Here is an 18,971-nt window from a genome sequence, read left to right on the forward strand (position 1 = left end):
GCAACAGGCAGTCGCCAGCCGCCACCCAGCGCTCACCCGTGGCCGGATCGATCGTGGCCGTTCCAGCCGGCTTCACCGTGACAGAGGTTTCGCGCGCCGCTTCGCTGCAATCGCTGTTGGATGACTGCTCGCGGAAGCAAGATCGGTCGAGCGGCCTCGCGACGTGCAAACATTGGCAGGATTGATCCGCAACCGACGGTGCCTGGCATCGATCGAGCACGCCGGTCCGTCACTCCGGAAGGCCGGCCTTTCGGAAGCCATCGACGAAATGGTCGAGCGTGGCAGTGTCGCGGAACGGCTCCGTCTCGACCCAGTGACGGGTGGTGAAATGTGGGTTCGCGACGAGGAACAGGTCGACCTCGGCGCGCGCCTCGTCGATCCGGCCGAGTTGCGCAAGGCTTGCCGCAAGGAAACGGCGCGAGCTTGTCCGATACGTCTCGTCCCGGCGCGTCGTCTCGACGGCGGCTTCATAGTCGCGCGCCGCATATTGCGCCTGGCCGAGCGTCAGATAGTACCAGCTTGCCGGAAACGGGTTCAGCCGGAACGCCTTGCTGATATAGTCGAGGCCCTCCTCGACGCGCCCGGCCAGGACCGCGATGTCGGACAATGTCGCCCAGGCATCGGCCTCGTTCGGGTCGAGCTCGAACGCCTTGGCAAATCCCACATCCGCTTCGTCGAATCTGCGCTCATAGGCAAGCAGGTTGGCAAGCACCCAGTGGCAGCCGGCATCGTTGGGATCGATCGCCACAGCCTTGCGCGCCAGTTCCAGGGCAAGGCCGCGGGCAGGCTCAATGGGCTCTCCCCAATGCACCCATCCCATCCAGTGGTTCATGGCAAGCCAGCGATAGGCTTCGGCATAGTCCGGATCGAGCGCAAGAGCGCGCGTCAGCAACAGATGCGCTTCGCGCGCCGTCTCCGGCGAGACGTCGATCAGGTTGCGGGCCCGCACGCACAGATCGTAGGCCTCGAGATTTCGGGGCCGGTTGCGCGGCAGCGGCGCGCGCAGCCGGCCAAGCAGCGCCTCGACGATCTTGGCCGTCACCTCGTCCTGAACGGCAAAGATATCTTTCAGGCCGCGATCGAAGCGGTCTGCCCACAAATGCTCGCCGCTCAGCGCGTCGACCAGCTGGGCGTTGATGCGCACGCGCCCGGCGGCGCGTCTGGCGCTGCCCTCCAACAGATAGCGCACGCCAAGTTCTCTGGCGACCTCGCGCACATCCACCGCCTTGCCCTTGTAGGCAAAGGTCGAGTTGCGCGCGATGACGAACAGGCCGCCGATCCTCGACAGGTCGGTGATCAGGTCTTCGGTCAACCCGTCGGCGAAGGCTTCCTGCTCGGGGTCGTTGCTGAAATTGGCAAAGGGCAGCACGGCTATCGACGGTTTGGCGGGCAGCGGCAAAGCCTGTCGCTTCTCGTCGCCGAGCTGTTCGATGGCGCCGGCGAAGCGATAGCCGACGCGCGGAACGGTCGATATCCATTCTCCGCCGTTCGTGGCCGGACCCAGCAGCTTGCGCAATTGCGCAATCTGGACGGTGAGGTTGCCTTCCTCAACGGCGGTGCCTGGCCATGCCGCATCCATCAACTCGGCCTTGGCCACGATCTCGCCGGGCCGGGCGACGAGCGCCGCCAGCAGCTGCAGTCCGCGGTGGCCGGCGGCGACGGGAACTTGGTCCCGAAGGAGCGTTCCCGCACCCGGATCAAGCACGAACGGACCAAAGGCAAAGCGCGATCCCTGCATAACGCGCATCTATAGAGCAATTCCAGGAAAGGTGTGAAGGCGGTTTTCCCACGGGAAAGCGCGGCGGAGCGCTTCACGGACGTATGGCGTCAAAACAAAGAGTTGAGCACCTCGCCGTTTCCATGAAACGGCGAGGTGCTCTAGCCGGTTTGGAACTTTTGAGAACTATTTGGCCGGGCTTAATTACGGCGCCGTCCGCATGCGGCAGAATTCAACCTCTTTCAAGCAGAGGGCTGTCGCCCCTCAAACCGAATGGAGGTTGCCATGAACGATACCCTTGCTTCTGCTCGTGCAGCCTTGCCGGAAAAGGCGGTGTCATCGGGCCGGCGTCCGACAGGCCCGCGGGGCATGATCGCGGCCTGGCGCGAGCGGCTACGCTTTCGCTGGGACCTCAAGCAGATGGCGGAGGCCAATCCGCACCTGATCGACGATATCGGTCTGACCAGACACCAGGTCGAGGCCGAAATCGTCAAACGCTTCTGGCAAGTGTGAGCTGATGTCGCGGATAATACCCGCCCGCCTGTTTGGGCGTACCGCGGCGTTTTGCCGGCATTTGCACTTGCCGGAACGTGCCGATCCTGCTTCGAAGCCGGCATGAGCGCCGAAGACGCGACGTCACCGCCAGAGAACCGCATCCCATGGGTCGCGATGGCCGGCATCATCGCGACAGTTACGGTGTTCGCCATAGCACAGGGGCTGACGTATCCGCTACTCAGCTTCATCCTGGAACGGCAAGGGACGACACCGGGCCTTATCGGCCTCTCGGCCGCGATGACGCCTCTGGGTTTCATTATATCGTCGCTCTTCACGCCGGCGCTGGTCCGGCGGGTGGGCGCGGCGCGCCTTGCGGTTGTGTGTTCGATCCTGGCAGCAACCGTCCTGATCGCGATTGCCTGGACGCAGGATGTATGGGCCTGGATGCCGTTGCGCTTCCTGCTCGGCTTCTTTGCCAATCCGCTTTACGTGATCAGTGAAACCTGGCTGGTCTCGATCACACCCGCCGCACGCCGAGGCCGCATCATGGGCCTATACTCCTCCATCGTTTCCGCCGGCTTTGGCCTCGGCCCGCTGTCGCTAGGCTTGGTCGGCACGCAAGGATGGCCACCCTTCATCATCGGCAGCGCGGCCTTCCTTGTCTGCGGCCTGATCGTGCTTGCCGTCGCGCCGCGCCTGCCCGACATGCCGCGTGAGGGCGAAGCGGTGTCGGTCGGCGGCTTCTTCGCGCTGGCGCCGCTGCTCTTGTTCGCAGTCTTCACGGCTGCCGCCTTCGAGCAAGTCCTGCTTTCGCTGTTCGCGGTCTATGGTGCCGCGCTCGGCAGCACTGAGCAGCGCATCGCTTCGCTCATCACCTGTTTCATCGCCGGCAATGCCGTGCTGCAGGTCGTGCTTGGGCGCGCCGCCGAACGGTTTGGCTCGAAGCCGATGATGCTGTTCTGTGTCCTGGCTTGCCTGGCCGGTTGCCTGCTGTTGCCATTGCTCTTCGCTACATGGCTTATCTGGCCGCTCTTCTTCGTTTGGGGCGGTGTCTCGTTCGGGATCTACACGCTGTCGCTGATCCAGCTCGGCGAGCGTTTCACCGGTCAAGCCTTGATCGCCGGCAATGCCGCCTTTGCGTTCGTATGGGGCGTAGGCGGCATCGTCGGCTCCCCGGTGGCCGGGCTGGCGATGCAACTGACCCGACATCAGGGACTGCCATCGTCGCTTGGCATCCTGTGCTGCGTGCTGGTGGTGTTTCTGCTGGCGGAACTACGGCGGGTTGACCGCGTTCAGGCGTAAGGCGTGCCTGCCATTGCTGCCTTCGGGCCGATGCTGCCCTTGTCGACAAGAGCGAGAAAGGCCGAACCCGCCTCGTCGCCGTCCTGGGTTTCTCGAAGCGTCCGATCCGCCTCGATGAACGCCACGGCCGCCAGGCGGGTGTAGGGGTCTGCAGCATTACGCCCGGCGCCTTCGGATAGTGCCACCATTAGGATATCCCAGCTCGTCGCGTTCGCTCGCGCCGACGCCGGCCCAGTGTTTCCGGACCAGCAATGTCTTCAGCTGCCATGTCTTCAAACCTCGATGTCAGGCGAAAACGCGGCCGCCGTAGAAACTCGGCGGCCGCCAATGGCGACGCTATATTCGCCCGAGAACAACCAGAATGATCACGATGATCAGCACCAGCCCGAGGCCACCGCCGCCATAGTAACCAGTGCCGTAGAACGGGCCGCCGCCGAGGCCGCTGAAGCCGCCGAGCAACGCGATGATCAGGATGATAATAAGAATGGTACCCAGGCCCATATGCCGTCTCCTTCCCTGCCGCGCCGTTCACGGCGCGGCTCGAAGAACTAAACTCCCAGCAAGCCTTCCTGTTCCCCGGCGATTTTCATCCGACGGCTAAGGAACGAAAGCCATCATCACGGCGTTTGCTGAGGTTCAGGCGCAAGCTGGGCGGGCCATCGCGCGCGCTGGGCGGCGCGTAGAATTCAGAATTTACGCGGGATCGCCCTTAAGGCGGCCGGCGGCTCGTCCACCCGAACGCGCCGGCAGGCGTGACGCCGGGCTTACGCTGGAAGGCGAGCTGAAACGTGTCGACATCTGAAGCCGAATTGGTCGACGACGAGTTTTGGCCCCGCACTATTTCCAGTCGAGCCGAACCGGCAGCAGCTCACGTCGCCTTGCCGGCCAGCGCGCCTATGTCTTCCTCGGCAATATCGTCGAACGATGCGTAGTTCATGTTGTAGAGCCTGGCATAGAGGCCCTTGAGCGCCATCAGCTGCTCGTGGTTGCCGCTTTCGACGATCTCGCCGTTCTGTAGAACGATGATGCGATCGGCGCCGCGTATGGTCGCCAGCCGGTGCGCGATGACCAGCCCGGTGCGGCCTTCCAGCAGCGTGACCAGTGCCTTCTGGATCAGCATCTCGGTGTAGGAATCGATGCTCGCTGTCGCCTCGTCCAGCACCAGGATTTTCGCATCCGCCACCAGCGCCCGGGCGAAACTGATCAGCTGGCGCTGGCCGAGGGACAGATTGCCGCCGCGCTGTTCGAGCTCGGTGTCGTAGCCATCGGGCAAATGCTCGATGAAGTCGTGCGCGCCGACGGCCTGCGCGGCGCGCACAACCTCTTCGCGGGTAGCCGATGTCTTGTGGTAGCGGATGTTCTCCAGCACCGTGCCGGAAAACAGGAATGGCTCCTGCAGCACCATCGCCACCTGGTCGCCGAGCGAATCCTGCGTCACGTCGCGCACATCGTGGCCGCCGACCCGCACCTCGCCCGACCAGACATCATAGAAGCGGTGCACCAGCGCCATGCAGCTCGACTTGCCCGAACCGGTCGGGCCGACAAGCGCAACCGTCTCGCCGGGATTGACGCGGAAGGAGATGTTTTTCAGCACCGGCTGGTTCTGCCGGTAGCCGAAGGTGACGTTCCTGAACTCGACCGAACCGTCCATGTCGCGCGTCAGCGCCACCGCGCCTTGTCTGTCGCTGACATCGACCGGCACATCGAGCACTTCGGAAATTCGCTGGCCCGACGCCATGGCACGCTGCATGACCGAGTACTGCATGGTGAGCGAGCGGATCGGGTCGAAGAAGCGCTGGATATAGAACAGGAACGCCACCATGACTCCGATGTCGAGGCTGTGCGACAGCACCATCGAGCCGCCGACGACGATCACGGTTGCCATCGCAATGCCGGTCAGCGTGTCGACGATCGGCACCATCACCTGCGCATATTTGGCCGAGGTCAGGTGAGCCCTGAGATTGGCCAGCACCTTCTCGTCATAAAGGTCGAAATTGACGTGCTGGCGCTCCAGGCTCTGCACCGTGCGAACGCCATGGATGCCTTCGGCCAGCGCGCCATTGGCGATCGAGTTGGTCTCATGCGCGGCCATGAAGGCGACCTTGGCGCGCGGCAGCCAGAACAGGCGCACGATGAACAACGCCGGCATGGTCGACAGCGTCAGCAGACCGAGCCGGAAATCGAGCCACAAAAGCACGCTGACGATGCCGAACAGCAGCACGATGTCGCCCACCGACATCACCGAGGTCTCGAGGAATTCCTGCATGGAATTGACGTCGCCCTGCAGGCGCGACATCAACCGTCCCACTTCGGTCTTGTCCATGAAGCTCAGCGACACACGCTGCAGATGGCTGAACATGGCGCGGCGCAAATCCGACAGCACATTCTCGGCCACCTTGCCGACGACACTTTCCTGGACATAGCTGGCGCCATAGTTGATCAGGATGATCAGAGCGAAGGCGCCGATCGCCCAGTTCATCACCGAGCGGTCGGCCTTGCCAGCGGCCATGCCGTGGTCGATGGCGTAACGGATGACCAGCGGGATCGCCAATTGCGTCAGCGTGAACACCAGCACGGCGGCAACCGAGATGAAGATCCGGCCCTGATACGGTTTCACGAAGCTCCAGATGCGGCGCACGATACGCGGATCGTAGACCTTGCCGAAGACCTCTTCCTCGTCGCGGTGCGAACCGACAACGGCCCTGGTGGGCCGCCGGCTGGTGTCTTCCTTCTGGTCGTCGTTCTGTGTTGACATCATGCGGCTCCCACCGCCACCGGAAAATCGTCGTCCGGCCGCAGCTGCAGGTCGTAAAGCGCGCGGTAGCGTCCACCCAGCGCCAGCAATTCCTGGTGCGTGCCGCGCTCGGCGATGCGGCCATTCTCGACGAACAGGATCTGGTCGGCATGCATCAGCGAGCTCAGCCGGTGCGAGATGATCAGCGTGACGCGGTCCTTGGCGAAGCGCTTCATCGCGGTGCGGATTCGCTGCTCGGTGCCGGCGTCGACAGCCGCGGTGGAATCGTCGAAGACCAGCACCGAAGGCCGCAGCATCAGGGTGCGGGCGATGGTCAGGCGCTGCCGCTGGCCGCCGGAAAGCGATGAGCCGCGCTCGCCCACGACTGTAGTGTAGCCGGCCGGAAGCCCGATGATGTAATTGTGCAGCTGGGCGTATTCAGCCGCCTGCCCGATGCGGGTCTCGCGCGCCCACGGATTGCCATAGGCGATGTTGTTTTCGATCGAGGTGGTGAACAGGAAGGCGTCCTGCTGCACGACGCCGACCGCCTTGCGCAGCGATTGCAGCGTGACCTCGCGGATATCTTGCCCGTCAATCGTGATCGCGCCCGACGTCACGTCGTAGAAGCGCGGGATCAGATGCGCGATGGTCGACTTGCCGCTGCCCGGCGGGCCGACAATGCCGACGGTCTCGCCGGACCTTGCCTCGAAGGAAATGCCCGACAGTGCCGGCCGGCCGCCGGCGCCCGCGTAGCGGAAGCCGACATTGTCGAAGCGCAGCACGCCTTCGGTGACCACGAGATCCTTGGCATCGGGCGCATCCTGAATGTCGAGTTCGGCGTCGAGCAGTTCGAACAGCCTTGTGCCGCAGGTCGAGGCGCGGGCGAACGAGTTGACCATCAGCCCGAGCTGGCGCACCGGCATCTGCAGGATGGTCATGAAGGTGAGGAATTGGGCCAGCGTGCCGACGCTGATCTGGCCCGCGATCACCTTCTGGCCACCGAACCACAGCACCAGGCCCATGGCAGCCAGGAAGGAAAAATTCATGGCGCTGGTGTTGGAGACGCGGATGTCGACGCGCTGGTCGGCAAGCTCCAGCGCCGACTTCTTGGCGCGGTCGAATTTTTCCAGCTCATGCCGCTGCGCCGCAAAGGCGCGCACGACGCGGATTCCGCCGAGGTTCTCGTCCATCACCCGGCTCAGCACTGACAGCCGCTCCTGCAGCGTCAGCCAGGTGCTGCGCAGCCTGAGCTGTGTGACCGAGGAGCGCCAGGCGACGAACGGCACGAAACTCAGACTGAGCAGCCCGAGCTCGAGATCGGTGCTGATCAGGAGATAGGAGCCGACGCCGATCAGCACGCCGAGCAGCACCACGCGCAATATGCCGGTGGAAAAGAACATGCGCACGCCGTCGAGGTCGAGCAGGCCAAGCGTAATCAGGTCGCCGGTATGCACCCGGTCATGGAAGGAAAAGCTCAGCCGCTGGATCTTTTCGTAGAAAGCCAGGCGCAACTCATAGCCGGTGCGGTGGCCGACGGCCTCGCCGTAATAATTCTGCGCCATGGTGAAGAGGCCGCGCAGAATGCTGACGACGAGCAAGGTGATCGCCGTCGTCCACAGCGCCTGCTCAGCCGCCGCGCCGCCGCCTCCAGCCATCACGCCTTGCGCCTGGTCGATGGCGTGGCCCAGCAGGCGCGGGATGAACAGCTGCAGCGTCGCGGCGATGAAGGTCGAGGCGATGGTGATCGCAACCTGCCAGGGATGGCGCAACGTCATGCGCAGGATGCGCAGCAGCGTGCTGAGGCCCTTGCCCCAGGACGCCTCCGCCACATGGGCAAACGATTTGCCGCGCTCCGCCGCGCCGCTGGTTGCGTCCATTGCCAAGGAAATATCCAATCCGGTCCGGACATTAGCCCAGACGAATGAAGAAGACTCAGTTTCAGATGCCGCGATGGTACGCCTCCATTTTGACCGTTCAAGGGCCAATGGCGGTATCGCACTGTGCCTGGAAGGGGCTGATCGTCCGCGGCTGCCTAAGCCCGTGTCGGCGTTAGAGGCGGCAGGCTCGTCACTTTAGGCCGATTGAAAAGATGCGAGCATGCGGGTTGCGCCAACCGCCATCATGCGTGACCTCGGCCAATGTGATCGGCTGCGGGACCGAGCGCCGTGAGCAGCGCCTTGCCGCGTTCCAGCGTCGCATTCTCATGCGGCGCGCGCAGGTTGAGCCAGCGTTTGTCGCCGGAGCGCACCGCCAGCACGGCCTTCATTGCCGGGATCAGGCCTGCATCCTGGATCACCTTGCGGAACGCCCTGATCGCGGCGTCCGCTTCCGTGACGTCTTGGCCAGCGATCGTCGCGTCGTAGAGGGCGCGGATGGCCGCGGCGTTGAGATTGACGGTCGCGGAGATACAGCCCGCAGCACCACTGGCGAGCCCCTTGGTCAGTTGCGCCTCCGAGCTGGGGAACACCGCGACGTCGGGTGCGGCGGCAATCACCGCCGCCGTGTTGTTCCAGTCGCCGGCGCTATCCTTGTAGGCGACGACCGTCTCTGGAAACGCCGCGCTCAACCGGGCGGTCAGGGCAGGGCTTACCGGCACGCCGGAGTTCTGCGGGATGTGGTAGAGAATCATCTTCAGCGCCGGGTTGGCCACCCGTTCGATCAGCTCGCTGTAGTAGCGCGCCTGGCCTTCATCCCCGGCGGCCGTGTAGAAGAACGATGGCAGCACCATCACGCCGGCGCAGCCGAGGCCGACCGCGTGCTTCGACAGTTCGACGGTTTCGGGCAGTGCGGTGACGCCGGTGCCGGGCATCATGCGCGCCGGCGAAATGCCGGCCTCGATCAGCCATTCCAGCGCCTGCATGCGCTCATTGAGCGAGAGCGACAGTGCCTCGCCCGTGGTGCCGAACGGCGACAGCAAATGGGCGCCCTGGCCCAGCACCCATTTGGCATGTGAGATCCACAGGTCACGGGCAATGCGGCCATCGTTCTCGAACGGCGTCAGGATCGGGGCGATGGTTCCTTGCGGGCGGGGCATGTCGGTCCTTCCATCGGTGCTGGAAATCAGCTTGGCATAGAGCATACGTGCGATGCGATCTGCCAGAGGCGATCTCTTGGGCCACCGCGCCGGCCGTGGGAAAACTTGCGGGTCATTGCCGCGAAATTCTGGCCCCTTGGTCTGCCGCAACCAGATGACGCCGGCGTCAATGGGTTGCAAATGGACCGGGGTTGCAAATGGACCAGGGTTGCAAATGGACCGGCCAAGCCCGAAATATCGGACTGAGACCAGATCCGGAAACGGCATGCACCCACGATTGCTCAAGACCTTCCTCGCCGTGGCGCGGCACCGCAACATCACCCGCGCAGCGCGGGAGGTTCATCTGGCGCAGTCGAGCGTCAGCGACCAGATCCAGTCGCTGGAAAGCGAACTTGGTATCGTCCTCTTCATCCGCTCGCGCCACGGCCTCGATCTGACGACGGCCGGCGGCGCGCTGAAACCCTATGCGGAAGAGATTCTGCAACTGGCGGAGGAGGCGCGTATTGCCGTCGAGGCAACGACGGGAATGACCGCCGGAACGGTTACGGTCGGCGCGCTGGAGACGATTGCCACTGTCAAACTTCCGCAATGGCTGGCGGCCTTTCGAGGCGACCACCCGGAGATCGGTCTGCGGCTCAAAATCGCCGGCAGCGATGCCCTGCTGCGGCAGCTCGAAGAAGGCGAGATCGACGTCGCCTTCTGTTTCGACAAAGGCGGTCTGGACGAACGTCTGGCCCGGCGCACGATATCGGCCGAGCCGCTGGTCCTTGTCGCCTCACCCGAACATGCGCCCGCATCGGGGCAGAGCGACCTGGCCGCGCTCGCCGCGATGCGTTTCGTGGTGACGGAAACCGGATGCGTCTACCGGCATCTGTTCGACACTGCCTTTGCCGAGATGGCAGCGCCAGAACTTGCCGCCGAAGTCGGCAGCATCGGCGCCATTGCGGGCCTGGTGGCGACTGGTGTCGGCATGGGCCTGGTGCCGTGGCTGGCCGTTGCCGACGCGCTCGATCGCGGCGAGATCGTCGAATTGCCGTGGCCGGGGTCGGCCCGCACGGCGTCGCTGGTCCTGATCTGGCGCCGCCGGCGGGTTCAGCCGCCGGCGCTGAAACTGCTGCTGGCGGCCGCGGCCAGGAATTTCGCTGCGCTCAGATCAGCCGGTGACCGCCCTCGACATGCAGAACCGTCCCTGTCGTAAAACCGTTGCCCATCAGAAAGGCGATGGCATCGGCAATGTCGTCCGGCTGTCCGACGCGGCCGACCGGCAGGCGCCTGGCCATTGCATCGAGCGTCTCGTCCTTCTTGTCGCCGGCCACAAAACTCCAGATCGGCGTGTCGACCCAGCCCGGCGAGACGGCGTTGACACGGACCGGCGCCAGCTCGACCGCCAGCGCCCGCACCAACCCTTCCAGCGCAGCGTTGACAGCGGCAACGACCGAGCCGCGCGCCGCCGGCCGGTAGGCGGCAATGCCTGAGGTGAAGGTGATGGAGCCGTTGGCCGAAAGCTGCGGCGCGCCATGCTTGGCGAGCAGCAGCGGCCCGTAGAATTTGCTTTCGACGACTCTCTGCGCCGCCTTCAGGTCGATCGCAGGCAATAACTCATAGGCGCCTTCGATATCGGCGGCGGTGCTGACGATATGGTCGAGCCGGCCAATCCGCCTGAACAGGTCAGCGACCTGATCCTCCCTTGCAACATCGGCCGCGACGGCGCTCAAACCGGAAGGGTTCTGCAGCGCCTCGCCGGCACGCTTGAGCCTGGCTTCACTGCGGCCGACTATGATGACTTCGGCGCCTGAGACCAGGCACCGCCTTGCCAACGCCAGCCCCATTCCGGAGCTGCCGCCAACGATAATGATTTTCGATTTTGCGATGTCTGCCATGTTCCGTTCCTGTCCTGAACCGCTCCGGATGAGAGTTCGCAAACCGGCGGCAGCAGTGGAAACGGAAGAAAGCGATAGTGCCATCGGAGGCTCCGATGGCACTATCGTCGATAGGGACCGACGAGGGCCGCTCCGTCGAGTGGCCCGCCTGTCAATGAAGTGCACTCAGTAGCCGACCGTAAAGCGCTGCTTGATATGCGCCGGCTTTTCGATCTCGTCGGCCATGACGATGGCATAGTCCTCGAAGGAAATGCTGCTGCCTTTGTCTGACGTCAGCAGCGTGTCCTTGCCGATGCGGTATTTGCCGGTGCGCTCGCCGGCGACGAACAGCGCCGAAGGCGACAGCAAGGTCCAGTCGAGATCGTCGACCGTCCGCAGCGTGTCGAGGAAGTCGGCGCCCTTCTGCGCCTCGGCCTTGTAGATATCGGGGAAGGTCGGCGTGTCGACCAGGCGCTTGCCGGGCGCAACCTCAAGGCTGCCGGCGCCGCCGACGACGAGGTAGCGTTTGACGCCGGAAGCACGCACGGCTGCGATAAGCGTATCGGGATCGCTGTCGAGGAAATGAACCGAGGAGATCACCGCGTCATGACCCTTGATCAGGGCGGCAAGGCCATCCTTGTCGAAGACGTCGCCCTTCTTGGCAGTCACGCCCGGAAGTGCCGCGATCTTGTCTGGATGCCGGGCAATGGCGGTGATGTTGTGCCCACGATCGGAGAGTTCCTTAAGCAGGCGGGAGCCGACCTGGCCGGACGCGCCGATAAGTGCGATTTTCATGGGGATTTTCCTTTCGTCTGGGGAGAATTTCATCTGGGGAGAATTTCTGGGACTACGCCGCCTCGATGTGAGCGACGAGATTGTCGTAGCTGCCGAACAGCGCGTTGGCGCCGATCAGGCGCGGCGCCGTTTGGCCGATCACCGCCAGCGCGGGAACGCCATTGGCATGCAGCCGCTGGAACAATGTCCGCCCGCGGCTGACCAGGTCGTCATGCTTCGCCAGAAACACCTGCGTCGGCGCTTTCAAAAGCTTTGCCGCGTCGCTCATGCCGGCGTCGGCCAGTACCGCGGCGACGCCGTCAACCGTCACAATATCGCGGCCGTCGACATAGCGGGCATGCTGGATCGCCTTCAGTGCCGCAAGTCGCTGGCGCCAGTCGTCCAGTCCGGCGGCGCTGATGCCCATGGTGGCAGCGGAAGAATCGAGCAAGGTGCCGCTGACATTGAGCACATTGTCGAGATAGGCCTGGCTGAAGCGCTGTCCGCTCAGCCGCGCGATGCGCTGGTCATTGTCCCAGGCGTGGGCGGCAAAACCTGCATCCAGCGGCCGCGCGCCGGCACCGGAGAAAAGCCCCACCGGCAGCAGTTGGAGCGCGGTCCCGCCGGCGGCCAGTCGATCCAGCATCGGCGTGGCGCCATAGCACCAACCGCAGAGCGGGTCGAAAAGATAGGTTAGGGTTGCATTGGTCATGGCGGCCTCATTCTGTTGCCCGATAGATGACAGCTGGACCGCTTGCGAAAAATGGCGATCAATCATACAAACTGTCTGATAAAATCAGACAATGAGTGGCCTGTGACCGAACTCCTCAATCTCAATCGGCTCGTCTACTTCGCCACCGTGGTGGAGACCGGCTCGTTCACGGCCGCTGCCGACCGTCTCGATGTTGCCAAGGCTGTGGTCAGCCATCAGGTCGGCAAGCTCGAAGAAGAGCTTGGCGCTACGCTGTTGCGGCGCACGACCCGGCGCGTGACGGCGACCGAAGAGGGTCGTCTGTTCTATGACCGGACCGCGATCATCCTGCGCGAGGCGGAGGCAGCCTATGGCGACATTTCGCAGCGAGCGGCGCAGCCGACGGGGACGCTGCGGCTGACGGCGCCGCTCGATTATGGCGAGAAGGTCGTGGCGCCGACCATCGCCGCCTACACCAGAAAATACCCAAAAATGCGGGTCGAGACGATCTTCGACGATGCGGTCAGCAACCTGGTCGACGAGCAGATCGATCTTGGCATCCGCGTCGGCTGGCTTGCCGATTCCAGCAATCTGGCGCGGCGGCTGGGCAGCCTGCAGCAATTCGTCGTCGCCAGCCCGGAACTGGCCGCCAGGCTGCCTGGGGAAGCCAGCCCCAGGCAGGCGAAGTCGCTGCCCTGGGTCGGCAACGCCCAGTTGCGCGGGGTCGGCCAATGGCTGTTCTCGAGGGGCACGGAAACGGTGCTGGCCGAACTCAACCCCGTCGTCAGCTGCGACAAGACACCAGGCGTGCTGTCCTGCGTGCTGGCCGGCATCGGCCTCGGCATCTTTCCGGATTACAGTGTCGCCGACGACATTGCGCGCGGCCGGCTGGTGCGGGTGTTCGCGGACTGGACCTTGCCGTCCGGTGGCATCCATGCCGTCTTCCCGCCGGCGCGCTTCAGGCCGGCCAAGGTGCGCGCTTTCGTCGACCTCCTGGTTGCAGCCGAACGGCGGCGCGCGCGCAGTGCGGGCTGATTTCGGCACCGGCCGGCAATGCCGGCGAGGGAACCTTTGTTCGGCAGGCGCTTTTGGATATGCTGCGATTCCGAACCGTCAGAAGGGGTACTGCCGATGACCACCAAGATCTTTGCGACCTGCATGCTCGCTCTCGCTGTCGGCTGCAGCCTGTCCACAGCGGCTGTCGCCAAAGACAAGCATCGCCATCGTCAGCCAGAACCCGAACGCTACGTCCCCGCCCATCGCGACCTCATCTACGCCCTGTTCGGCGGCCCGCGCTACTATGACAAAATGCTGATCACCACGGCGGCCGGCCCGTGCTCTTACGACCGGGTCGGGCCGGACGCGAATGCGCTGAACAAGGTCAACGATCACCATTGCGGAAAGTAGATTGGTCCCAAAGGCGGGGTCCTGCGTCCCAGGGTTACCGGATGACGGCCGCCGCGAACACGATAGAGACAGTCGATGACCGCTGGTGAGAAATGGTCTCCGTCCGAAAAGAAAGTCGCCCGCACTGCCTATGACGCAGCGCTGAAGGTGGCGCTCGACAAGACGTTGGCTGAACTCAAGAGCAGGGCCCACGTTGCGGCAACGCCTTCCGAAATATGGGATGTCGAAGACTTTCTGCGGCAGCAGCGACGGAAGATCAACCAGATGTTCGACTATCGCTATTCACAGCTAATACAGGTCTTCGCCAATCTCATCCGGCAAGGCTATCTCGAGGAGAATCTCCTTGGCTTGTCGGAAGACAAGCGGCAAACGATCCGAAAATACGCCAGCTGGAATCGCGAAGGGTAGGGGTCCTCTTCGGGGACCTTGGCGCTGCATTCAAACTGGACCATTCACCATCTTCGCGCGCGCCGCGCAGCTCGAGTTCAGCCATGGCGTGCCTCCGTGGCATCGGCTGTCGCGCCTCTGTCCTTGTCGTCCTGCGCCATCGCCAGCGGCGCACCCGGTTCGCCTTCCCACAGGATCAGGCTGGCGGCGCCGATCAGCCCGGCCCGGTCGCCGAGTTCAGCCTGCACGATCGGCACGTCGCGATAGGCCGGCATCGCCCGCTGCTGGATAACCGCTCTGATCGACGGTGCCAGAAGGTCGAACCCGTTGGAAAGGCCGCCTCCCATGACAATCAGATCGGGCGAATAGAGATGAAGCAGGTTGGTGAAGCCGATGCCCAGCCATTGTGCTTCCGCCTCGATCAGGTCGAGAGCGTTGGCGTCGCCGGCCTTGGCAGCCTCTACGACATGCCTGGCCGAGACGTCGCCGTCATTTGACAGCCGTCGTAAGAGCGAGCCGTCGCCCGGCGCGGTCAGTCGCGTGGCGCGGCGGCCGAGCGCGGTTCCGGAGGCAACGGCCTCGAAGCAGCCGATGGCGCCGCAAAAGCAGCGGTCGCCTTCACCGGTGATGGTCATGTGGCCGATCTCGGCCGCCAGTCCGCGCCTGCCGTGATAGATGTGGCCATCGGCGACGACGCCGCCGCCAATGCCGGTCGATACGGTCACGAACACCAGCGATCCGCTGCCACGTCCGGCGCCAAAACGCCATTCGCCGAGCGCCGCCGCATTGGCGTCATTCTCCAGCCGCACCGGCAAGCCGAAATGCTGCCCCAGAATGTCGATCAGCGGCACGTCGTGCCAGCCGGCCAGCGTCGGCGGCGCAATCACGATCCCCGCCTTGGGGTCGAGCGGTCCCGGTGCTCCGACGCCGATGCCGGCGACCTTTGCCTGCGGGTGTTCCCTAAGCAGCGTGCCTGCCAGAGCGACGATCTGGCCGATCACCGCCTCCGATCCCGCACCGGCAAGCGTCGGCGCTGAAGCATGGGCGACGATATTGCCATCGCTTTCGACCAGCGCACCGCGCAGCGCCGTGCCGCCGAGATCGAAGGCGAGCGCAATCTTGTTCATCAGGCGGCGACCTCCAGTCCGTGCAGCCAGGCCATGCGCCGGGCAAGGTCGGGATCGCCGAAGGCCAGCGAGCCCAGCACCACGGTCTGCGCACCTGCGGCGCGCAGCAAAGGCACTGTCTCATGGCGGATGCCGCCATCGGCGGCGAGCACGATGTCGGCCTCGCGGCCGGCTTTGCGCATCAGCGCGCGCGCCTCGATCAGGCGCGGACACGCTTGATCGGACAGGCTCTGGCCCTTGACGCCGATGGAAGTGCCGAGCAGCGTCACGAACGCCACTTCCGGCAGGAAGGGCGTGACGGCCGCGACCGGTGTTTCCAGCCGCAGCACCACGCCGGCCTCGGCCCCGAGTTCACGCGCCAGTTTCACGGCGCGCAGACCGGTCTCGCCGTTTTCGGCGTGCACACTGATCAGGTCGGCGCCGGCCTCGATGAACTGGCGCGTCTGTTCCTCGACGATCTCGGCTTCGACCATCAAATGGACATGGATAGGCTTTGCGGTGAGCTTGGCGATGTGCGCCACCAGGTCCGGGAAGAACAGGAAGCCAGGGGTGAAGCGGGCATCGGCGACGTCGATATGATGGACATCGGCATGGGTCTCGATGCGCTTCAAATCGCGCTCCATATTGGCGAGGTCGGCCGACCACAGCGAAAACTCGCCGATAAGCCGGTTGCGCGGCAGGGCGGCAATTGCGGCGGGGCCGGACAGGGGCTTGTTCGTCGTCATCGTCTCAGGCTCCGTAGCCGCGCATTGTCTGGCGGTTGGTTTTGACGGCGCCGGCAGGGTCGGCGGCGGCCGTTTCGGACTCTTCCTCCAGCACCAGCCAGCCGTTGAAATTGGGTGCAGCACCAGCGATCTCGATCACCTTCGCCGTGTCACAGACGCCCTTGCCGAGCATCGCCCAGGTTCCATTCGCGTCGACATCCTTCAGATGCACATAGCGGATGCGGTCGCGATAAGTGGTGAGCGTATCCGCCATGTCCTGGCCGCCGCGCAAGATGTGGCCGGTGTCCGGCACCCAGCCGACCAGCGAGGCGTCGACCAGCCCGAAGATGCGATCATAGTCGGCGCGGTCGAACAGCAGCGTGTTGTGATGCGAGCTTGGATGCACCGCGACCTGGACGCCGGCCTCGCGCCCGAGCTCGCCGGCTTTGTTGTAGACCTCGGCGGCGATGGCAAACTTGTCGTCGCGCGGCCCGTCGGAAACGATCGTGGCCGAGCCCATCGACACCAGCGCGCCGGGAAAGGCGGCGGCGAAGTCGATCCAGCGTTTGGCGGTCTCCAGGTCGGCGCCGATCTCATCCCTAAGCGTGAAACCGCTCTTGGAGCCGAAGGCGAAGGAGACGAGCGTCAGCCCGGATGACTTCAGCGCGGCGGCGAACTCCGTTGGCTTGCCGGCATAGCGGCCGATCATCGTGTCGGTGATCTCGATGCCGGCATAGCCGCCATCGGCGATCGCCTTGAGCAGATCGTCCGGGCTGCCGGCAAAACGGTCGCCGAGCATTTCCCAGGTAAAGGTCTGGCAACCGACTTTCAGGTCTTTCACGGTCATCCTTTCGTTTCTTGATTCCACTCTCCGTTGGAGGGACATCCTATTTGACCGACCCTGCGGTCATGCCGGCGAGGAAGAACCTCTGGGCAACCAGGTAGATGACCAGGAGCGGCAGCGAGCCGAGCACGCTCATCGCCATCATCTGGTTCCATTCGAAGGCGTGTTGTCCCATCAACAGCTGGATGCCGATCGGGACGGTGCGCATGGACGTTGACTTCGTCAGCGTCAGCGCAAAGAGAAATTCGTTCCAGCACAACAGGAAGGTGTAGACCGACGTCGCCACGATACCGGGCAGTGAAATCGGCACGATCACCCGCCACAGCGCGGTCCAACTGGTGCCGCCGTCGACAGCCACCGCTTCATCGAGGTCGCGGGGTAAGGTGTTCAGATATCCCGTCATCAGCAGGATCGCATAGGGCAGCGTAAACACCAGATAGGTCAGGATCAGCGCGACATAGGTGTCGAAGATGCCATACGAGACGACAAGCCCGAAAAAGGGGATCAAAAGCGTGATCGGCGGGATCGTCTGCGTGCTGATGATGAGAGTGTTGAGGCTGCCCTTGCCGCGGAAATTGAAACGGCTGAACCCATAGGCCGCCAGCAAGGCGATCAGCACCGTCAGCACGGTCACCGCTCCGGCCACGAAGTAGCTGTTGAAGAAGAAGCGCAGCTTTACCGGGTCGCCCAGGATGGCCGCATACGCTTCCAGCGTGAAGGCCTTCGGCAGGACGGTTGGTGGCAGGGCAAAGATTTCGGTATTCGACTTGAACGAGCTGCTCAGCATCCAGTAGATCGGGAAGGCCGCGAAAAAGAGCCCTGCGGCAAGCGCGACATGGAGCGCGGCGGTGATCAGCCTGTCTTTGGGCGTGTGCATTTTCCTCATGTGACTACCGAGCCTTTTGATAGCGGATGTAGAACAGCGTCAGGCCGAGAGAGATCAGCAGGATGACCACGGCGCTCGCCGAGGCCTGCGACAGGTTGTAGCTCGAAAACGCCAGCTTGTATGTGTAGGTGCTGAGGACCTCGGTCGAGTAGATCGGACCGCCACCCGTCGTTATCCAGATCAATGGAAAGACCTGCATGGTCCAGATGAAGTCGAGCAGCGAGATGCTGATGATGATCGGCATCAGCTGCGGAATGGTGATGAAGATCAACTTCTGGTAGGCCTTCGCGCCGTCGATATCGGCGGCCTCGTAGAAATCCTTGGGAATGCCCTGCAAGCCTGCGAGCAGGCTGACCATGAAAAGCGGGTAGCCCGCCCAGATATTGGCGAAGGTGACGGCGTGCAGCGCGGTCGCGGGCGAGGAAAACCACTCGACCTTGGAACCGATGATGCCCATCTGCATGAGAACACTGTTCACGACACCATTCGGCTCAAGCAGAAGGCGCCAGATCACCGCGATAATTACCGCGGTGAACAGCCAGGGCAGTATGTACAGCACGCGCAGAATGTTGCGCAGCGTCGGATTGATGCGGTCGCTGTTCAGCATGAGTGCGAAGAGCATGCCGATGGTCATATGGAAGACGACACTCATGCAGGTGAAGTAGAGCGTGTGCCACAGCGAGGCCCAGAACACCGGATCGGCAAAGATCGCCTGGTAGTGTTTCAGTCCGGCAAAGGACGGGTCGCGACGCAGCACCGCGCTGTTCTGGAACGAATAGCCAATCACCGTCACCATCGGCAGCAGCATCAGAAGGCCGATTATGAGGAGCGATGGTGACAGATAGAGATAGGGTGCGACCGCTCGTTTCAGTCGATGGTGGGAGCGCTTCTGCCCGGTCATGTGCGACCCCTGGGATGTGCCTTCAGGAGGAAGGTGCGCTTCAAAAACAGGTCCATCTCAAATTGCGATCCGTTGTTGACGGGTGGCCTGGCCGAGGCCGGGCCACCCG

General features: G+C 63.7%; 20 protein-coding genes. 6 read left to right on the forward strand and 14 right to left on the reverse strand.

Annotated features, from left to right (window positions below; all coding sequences use genetic code 11):
* Positions 1 to 229 precede the first annotated feature (229 nt).
* A complete protein-coding gene (locus NKJ76_RS07745) occupies positions 230 to 1,747 on the reverse strand; it encodes a winged helix-turn-helix domain-containing tetratricopeptide repeat protein (RefSeq protein ID WP_352537124.1) in 1,518 nt (505 codons plus the stop codon).
* 255 nt (positions 1,748 to 2,002) lie between these two features.
* Here NKJ76_RS07745 and NKJ76_RS07750 point away from each other — a divergent pair, with 255 nt between their 5' ends.
* Together NKJ76_RS07750 and NKJ76_RS07755 are read left to right on the forward strand one after the other, a co-directional pair.
* A complete protein-coding gene (locus NKJ76_RS07750) occupies positions 2,003 to 2,230 on the forward strand; it encodes a DUF1127 domain-containing protein (protein ID WP_352537125.1) in 228 nt (75 codons plus the stop codon).
* Positions 2,231 to 2,332: 102 nt separating this feature from the next.
* Complete coding sequence (locus NKJ76_RS07755) at positions 2,333 to 3,514, forward strand: MFS transporter (protein ID WP_352537126.1); 1,182 nt, start codon at positions 2,333 to 2,335, stop codon at positions 3,512 to 3,514.
* Here NKJ76_RS07755 and NKJ76_RS07760 read toward each other — a convergent pair.
* The 5 genes from NKJ76_RS07760 to NKJ76_RS07780 all read right to left on the reverse strand — a co-directional run bounded on the left by NKJ76_RS07760 (position 3,505) and on the right by NKJ76_RS07780 (position 9,282).
* Positions 3,505 to 3,702 carry a hypothetical protein gene (locus tag NKJ76_RS07760; protein WP_352537127.1) on the reverse strand — a complete coding sequence of 66 codons (198 nt, stop codon included), beginning with the start codon at positions 3,700 to 3,702 and terminating at the stop codon, positions 3,505 to 3,507. The genes NKJ76_RS07755 and NKJ76_RS07760 overlap by 10 nt on opposite strands.
* Positions 3,703 to 3,850: 148 nt before the next feature.
* Positions 3,851 to 4,015: a DUF3309 family protein gene (locus tag NKJ76_RS07765; protein WP_023667887.1), complete on the reverse strand. Its 165-nt coding sequence runs from the start codon at positions 4,013 to 4,015 to the stop codon at positions 3,851 to 3,853.
* A gap of 367 nt (positions 4,016 to 4,382) precedes the next feature.
* A complete protein-coding gene (locus NKJ76_RS07770) occupies positions 4,383 to 6,269 on the reverse strand; it encodes an ABC transporter ATP-binding protein (RefSeq protein WP_352537128.1) in 1,887 nt (628 codons plus the stop codon).
* Positions 6,269 to 8,125 (reverse strand): ABC transporter ATP-binding protein, encoded by a 1,857-nt coding sequence (locus tag NKJ76_RS07775; RefSeq protein WP_502902279.1) that lies wholly within the window; start codon positions 8,123 to 8,125, stop codon positions 6,269 to 6,271. Before NKJ76_RS07775 ends, NKJ76_RS07770 begins: the two co-directional genes overlap by 1 nt.
* Positions 8,126 to 8,367: 242 nt before the next feature.
* Positions 8,368 to 9,282, reverse strand: a complete 915-nt coding sequence (locus NKJ76_RS07780; RefSeq protein ID WP_352537130.1) for a dihydrodipicolinate synthase family protein — start codon at positions 9,280 to 9,282, stop codon at positions 8,368 to 8,370.
* Positions 9,283 to 9,547: 265 nt separating this feature from the next.
* Between NKJ76_RS07780 and NKJ76_RS07785 the strand changes: the two genes are divergently transcribed.
* Positions 9,548 to 10,480 (forward strand): LysR family transcriptional regulator, encoded by a 933-nt coding sequence (locus tag NKJ76_RS07785; protein WP_352537131.1) that lies wholly within the window; start codon positions 9,548 to 9,550, stop codon positions 10,478 to 10,480.
* Here the strand turns inward: NKJ76_RS07785 and NKJ76_RS07790 are convergent.
* The 3 genes from NKJ76_RS07790 to NKJ76_RS07800 form a co-directional block, all read right to left on the reverse strand.
* A complete protein-coding gene (locus NKJ76_RS07790) occupies positions 10,431 to 11,162 on the reverse strand; it encodes an SDR family oxidoreductase (protein ID WP_352537132.1) in 732 nt (243 codons plus the stop codon). The genes NKJ76_RS07785 and NKJ76_RS07790 overlap by 50 nt on opposite strands.
* 165 nt (positions 11,163 to 11,327) lie before the next feature.
* Positions 11,328 to 11,936, reverse strand: a complete 609-nt coding sequence (locus NKJ76_RS07795; protein ID WP_352537133.1) for an NAD(P)-dependent oxidoreductase — start codon at positions 11,934 to 11,936, stop codon at positions 11,328 to 11,330.
* A gap of 52 nt (positions 11,937 to 11,988) precedes the next feature.
* The gene (locus tag NKJ76_RS07800) at positions 11,989 to 12,627 is read right to left on the reverse strand and encodes a DsbA family protein (RefSeq protein WP_352537134.1); all 639 of its coding nucleotides are present in this window, start codon (positions 12,625 to 12,627) and stop codon (positions 11,989 to 11,991) included.
* A gap of 102 nt (positions 12,628 to 12,729) precedes the next feature.
* Here NKJ76_RS07800 and NKJ76_RS07805 point away from each other — a divergent pair, with 102 nt between their 5' ends.
* The 3 genes from NKJ76_RS07805 to frp all read left to right on the forward strand — a co-directional run bounded on the left by NKJ76_RS07805 (position 12,730) and on the right by frp (position 14,421).
* Positions 12,730 to 13,641, forward strand: coding sequence for a LysR substrate-binding domain-containing protein (locus NKJ76_RS07805; protein WP_352537135.1), 912 nt, complete (start codon positions 12,730 to 12,732; stop codon positions 13,639 to 13,641).
* 96 nt (positions 13,642 to 13,737) lie between these two features.
* Entirely contained in the window at positions 13,738 to 14,013 is a 276-nt protein-coding gene (locus NKJ76_RS07810) for a hypothetical protein (RefSeq protein ID WP_023729215.1), read from the forward strand.
* 75 nt (positions 14,014 to 14,088) lie between these two features.
* Complete coding sequence (gene frp, locus NKJ76_RS07815) at positions 14,089 to 14,421, forward strand: fluorescence recovery protein (protein ID WP_352537136.1); 333 nt, start codon at positions 14,089 to 14,091, stop codon at positions 14,419 to 14,421.
* A 77-nt stretch (positions 14,422 to 14,498) separates the two neighbouring features.
* On the opposite strand, the gene NKJ76_RS07820 is transcribed toward frp, so the two are convergent.
* Genes NKJ76_RS07820 through NKJ76_RS07840 form a run of 5 tightly spaced genes read right to left on the reverse strand, consistent with a single transcriptional unit; the run spans position 14,499 to position 18,862 of the window.
* Positions 14,499 to 15,527, reverse strand: coding sequence for an ROK family protein (locus NKJ76_RS07820; protein WP_023823540.1), 1,029 nt, complete (start codon positions 15,525 to 15,527; stop codon positions 14,499 to 14,501).
* Entirely contained in the window at positions 15,527 to 16,252 is a 726-nt protein-coding gene (locus NKJ76_RS07825) for a ribulose-phosphate 3-epimerase (RefSeq protein ID WP_027050141.1), read from the reverse strand. Before NKJ76_RS07825 ends, NKJ76_RS07820 begins: the two co-directional genes overlap by 1 nt.
* A gap of 4 nt (positions 16,253 to 16,256) precedes the next feature.
* Positions 16,257 to 17,078 carry a sugar phosphate isomerase/epimerase family protein gene (locus NKJ76_RS07830; RefSeq protein ID WP_027050140.1) on the reverse strand — a complete coding sequence of 274 codons (822 nt, stop codon included), beginning with the start codon at positions 17,076 to 17,078 and terminating at the stop codon, positions 16,257 to 16,259.
* A gap of 40 nt (positions 17,079 to 17,118) precedes the next feature.
* A complete protein-coding gene (locus NKJ76_RS07835; protein ID WP_023686993.1) occupies positions 17,119 to 17,961 on the reverse strand; it encodes a carbohydrate ABC transporter permease in 843 nt (280 codons plus the stop codon).
* A gap of 4 nt (positions 17,962 to 17,965) precedes the next feature.
* Positions 17,966 to 18,862 carry a carbohydrate ABC transporter permease gene (locus NKJ76_RS07840; RefSeq protein WP_023682645.1) on the reverse strand — a complete coding sequence of 299 codons (897 nt, stop codon included), beginning with the start codon at positions 18,860 to 18,862 and terminating at the stop codon, positions 17,966 to 17,968.
* Positions 18,863 to 18,971: the final 109 nt, after the last annotated feature.

Origin of the sequence: Mesorhizobium sp. M0029 (assembly GCF_040323735.1) — a bacterium.
GTDB lineage: Bacteria > Pseudomonadota > Alphaproteobacteria > Rhizobiales > Rhizobiaceae > Mesorhizobium.

Bases quoted from the DNA above. Each gene is read 5' to 3' on its own strand.
- NKJ76_RS07745 (WP_352537124.1), bottom strand. From the start codon at position 1,747: ATGCGCGTTATGCAGGGATCGCGCTTTGCCTTTGGTCCGTTCGTGCTT.
- NKJ76_RS07750 (WP_352537125.1), top strand. From the start codon at position 2,003: ATGAACGATACCCTTGCTTCTGCTCGTGCAGCCTTGCCGGAAAAGGCG.
- NKJ76_RS07755 (WP_352537126.1), top strand. From the start codon at position 2,333: ATGAGCGCCGAAGACGCGACGTCACCGCCAGAGAACCGCATCCCATGG.
- NKJ76_RS07760 (WP_352537127.1), bottom strand. From the start codon at position 3,702: ATGGTGGCACTATCCGAAGGCGCCGGGCGTAATGCTGCAGACCCCTAC.
- NKJ76_RS07765 (WP_023667887.1), bottom strand. From the start codon at position 4,015: ATGGGCCTGGGTACCATTCTTATTATCATCCTGATCATCGCGTTGCTC.
- NKJ76_RS07770 (WP_352537128.1), bottom strand. From the start codon at position 6,269: ATGTCAACACAGAACGACGACCAGAAGGAAGACACCAGCCGGCGGCCC.
- NKJ76_RS07775 (WP_502902279.1), bottom strand. From the start codon at position 8,125: ATGGACGCAACCAGCGGCGCGGCGGAGCGCGGCAAATCGTTTGCCCAT.
- NKJ76_RS07780 (WP_352537130.1), bottom strand. From the start codon at position 9,282: ATGCCCCGCCCGCAAGGAACCATCGCCCCGATCCTGACGCCGTTCGAG.
- NKJ76_RS07785 (WP_352537131.1), top strand. From the start codon at position 9,548: ATGCACCCACGATTGCTCAAGACCTTCCTCGCCGTGGCGCGGCACCGC.
- NKJ76_RS07790 (WP_352537132.1), bottom strand. From the start codon at position 11,162: ATGGCAGACATCGCAAAATCGAAAATCATTATCGTTGGCGGCAGCTCC.
- NKJ76_RS07795 (WP_352537133.1), bottom strand. From the start codon at position 11,936: ATGAAAATCGCACTTATCGGCGCGTCCGGCCAGGTCGGCTCCCGCCTG.
- NKJ76_RS07800 (WP_352537134.1), bottom strand. From the start codon at position 12,627: ATGACCAATGCAACCCTAACCTATCTTTTCGACCCGCTCTGCGGTTGG.
- NKJ76_RS07810 (WP_023729215.1), top strand. From the start codon at position 13,738: ATGACCACCAAGATCTTTGCGACCTGCATGCTCGCTCTCGCTGTCGGC.
- frp (WP_352537136.1), top strand. From the start codon at position 14,089: ATGACCGCTGGTGAGAAATGGTCTCCGTCCGAAAAGAAAGTCGCCCGC.
- NKJ76_RS07820 (WP_023823540.1), bottom strand. From the start codon at position 15,527: ATGAACAAGATTGCGCTCGCCTTCGATCTCGGCGGCACGGCGCTGCGC.
- NKJ76_RS07825 (WP_027050141.1), bottom strand. From the start codon at position 16,252: ATGACGACGAACAAGCCCCTGTCCGGCCCCGCCGCAATTGCCGCCCTG.
- NKJ76_RS07830 (WP_027050140.1), bottom strand. From the start codon at position 17,078: ATGACCGTGAAAGACCTGAAAGTCGGTTGCCAGACCTTTACCTGGGAA.
- NKJ76_RS07835 (WP_023686993.1), bottom strand. From the start codon at position 17,961: ATGAGGAAAATGCACACGCCCAAAGACAGGCTGATCACCGCCGCGCTC.
- NKJ76_RS07840 (WP_023682645.1), bottom strand. From the start codon at position 18,862: ATGACCGGGCAGAAGCGCTCCCACCATCGACTGAAACGAGCGGTCGCA.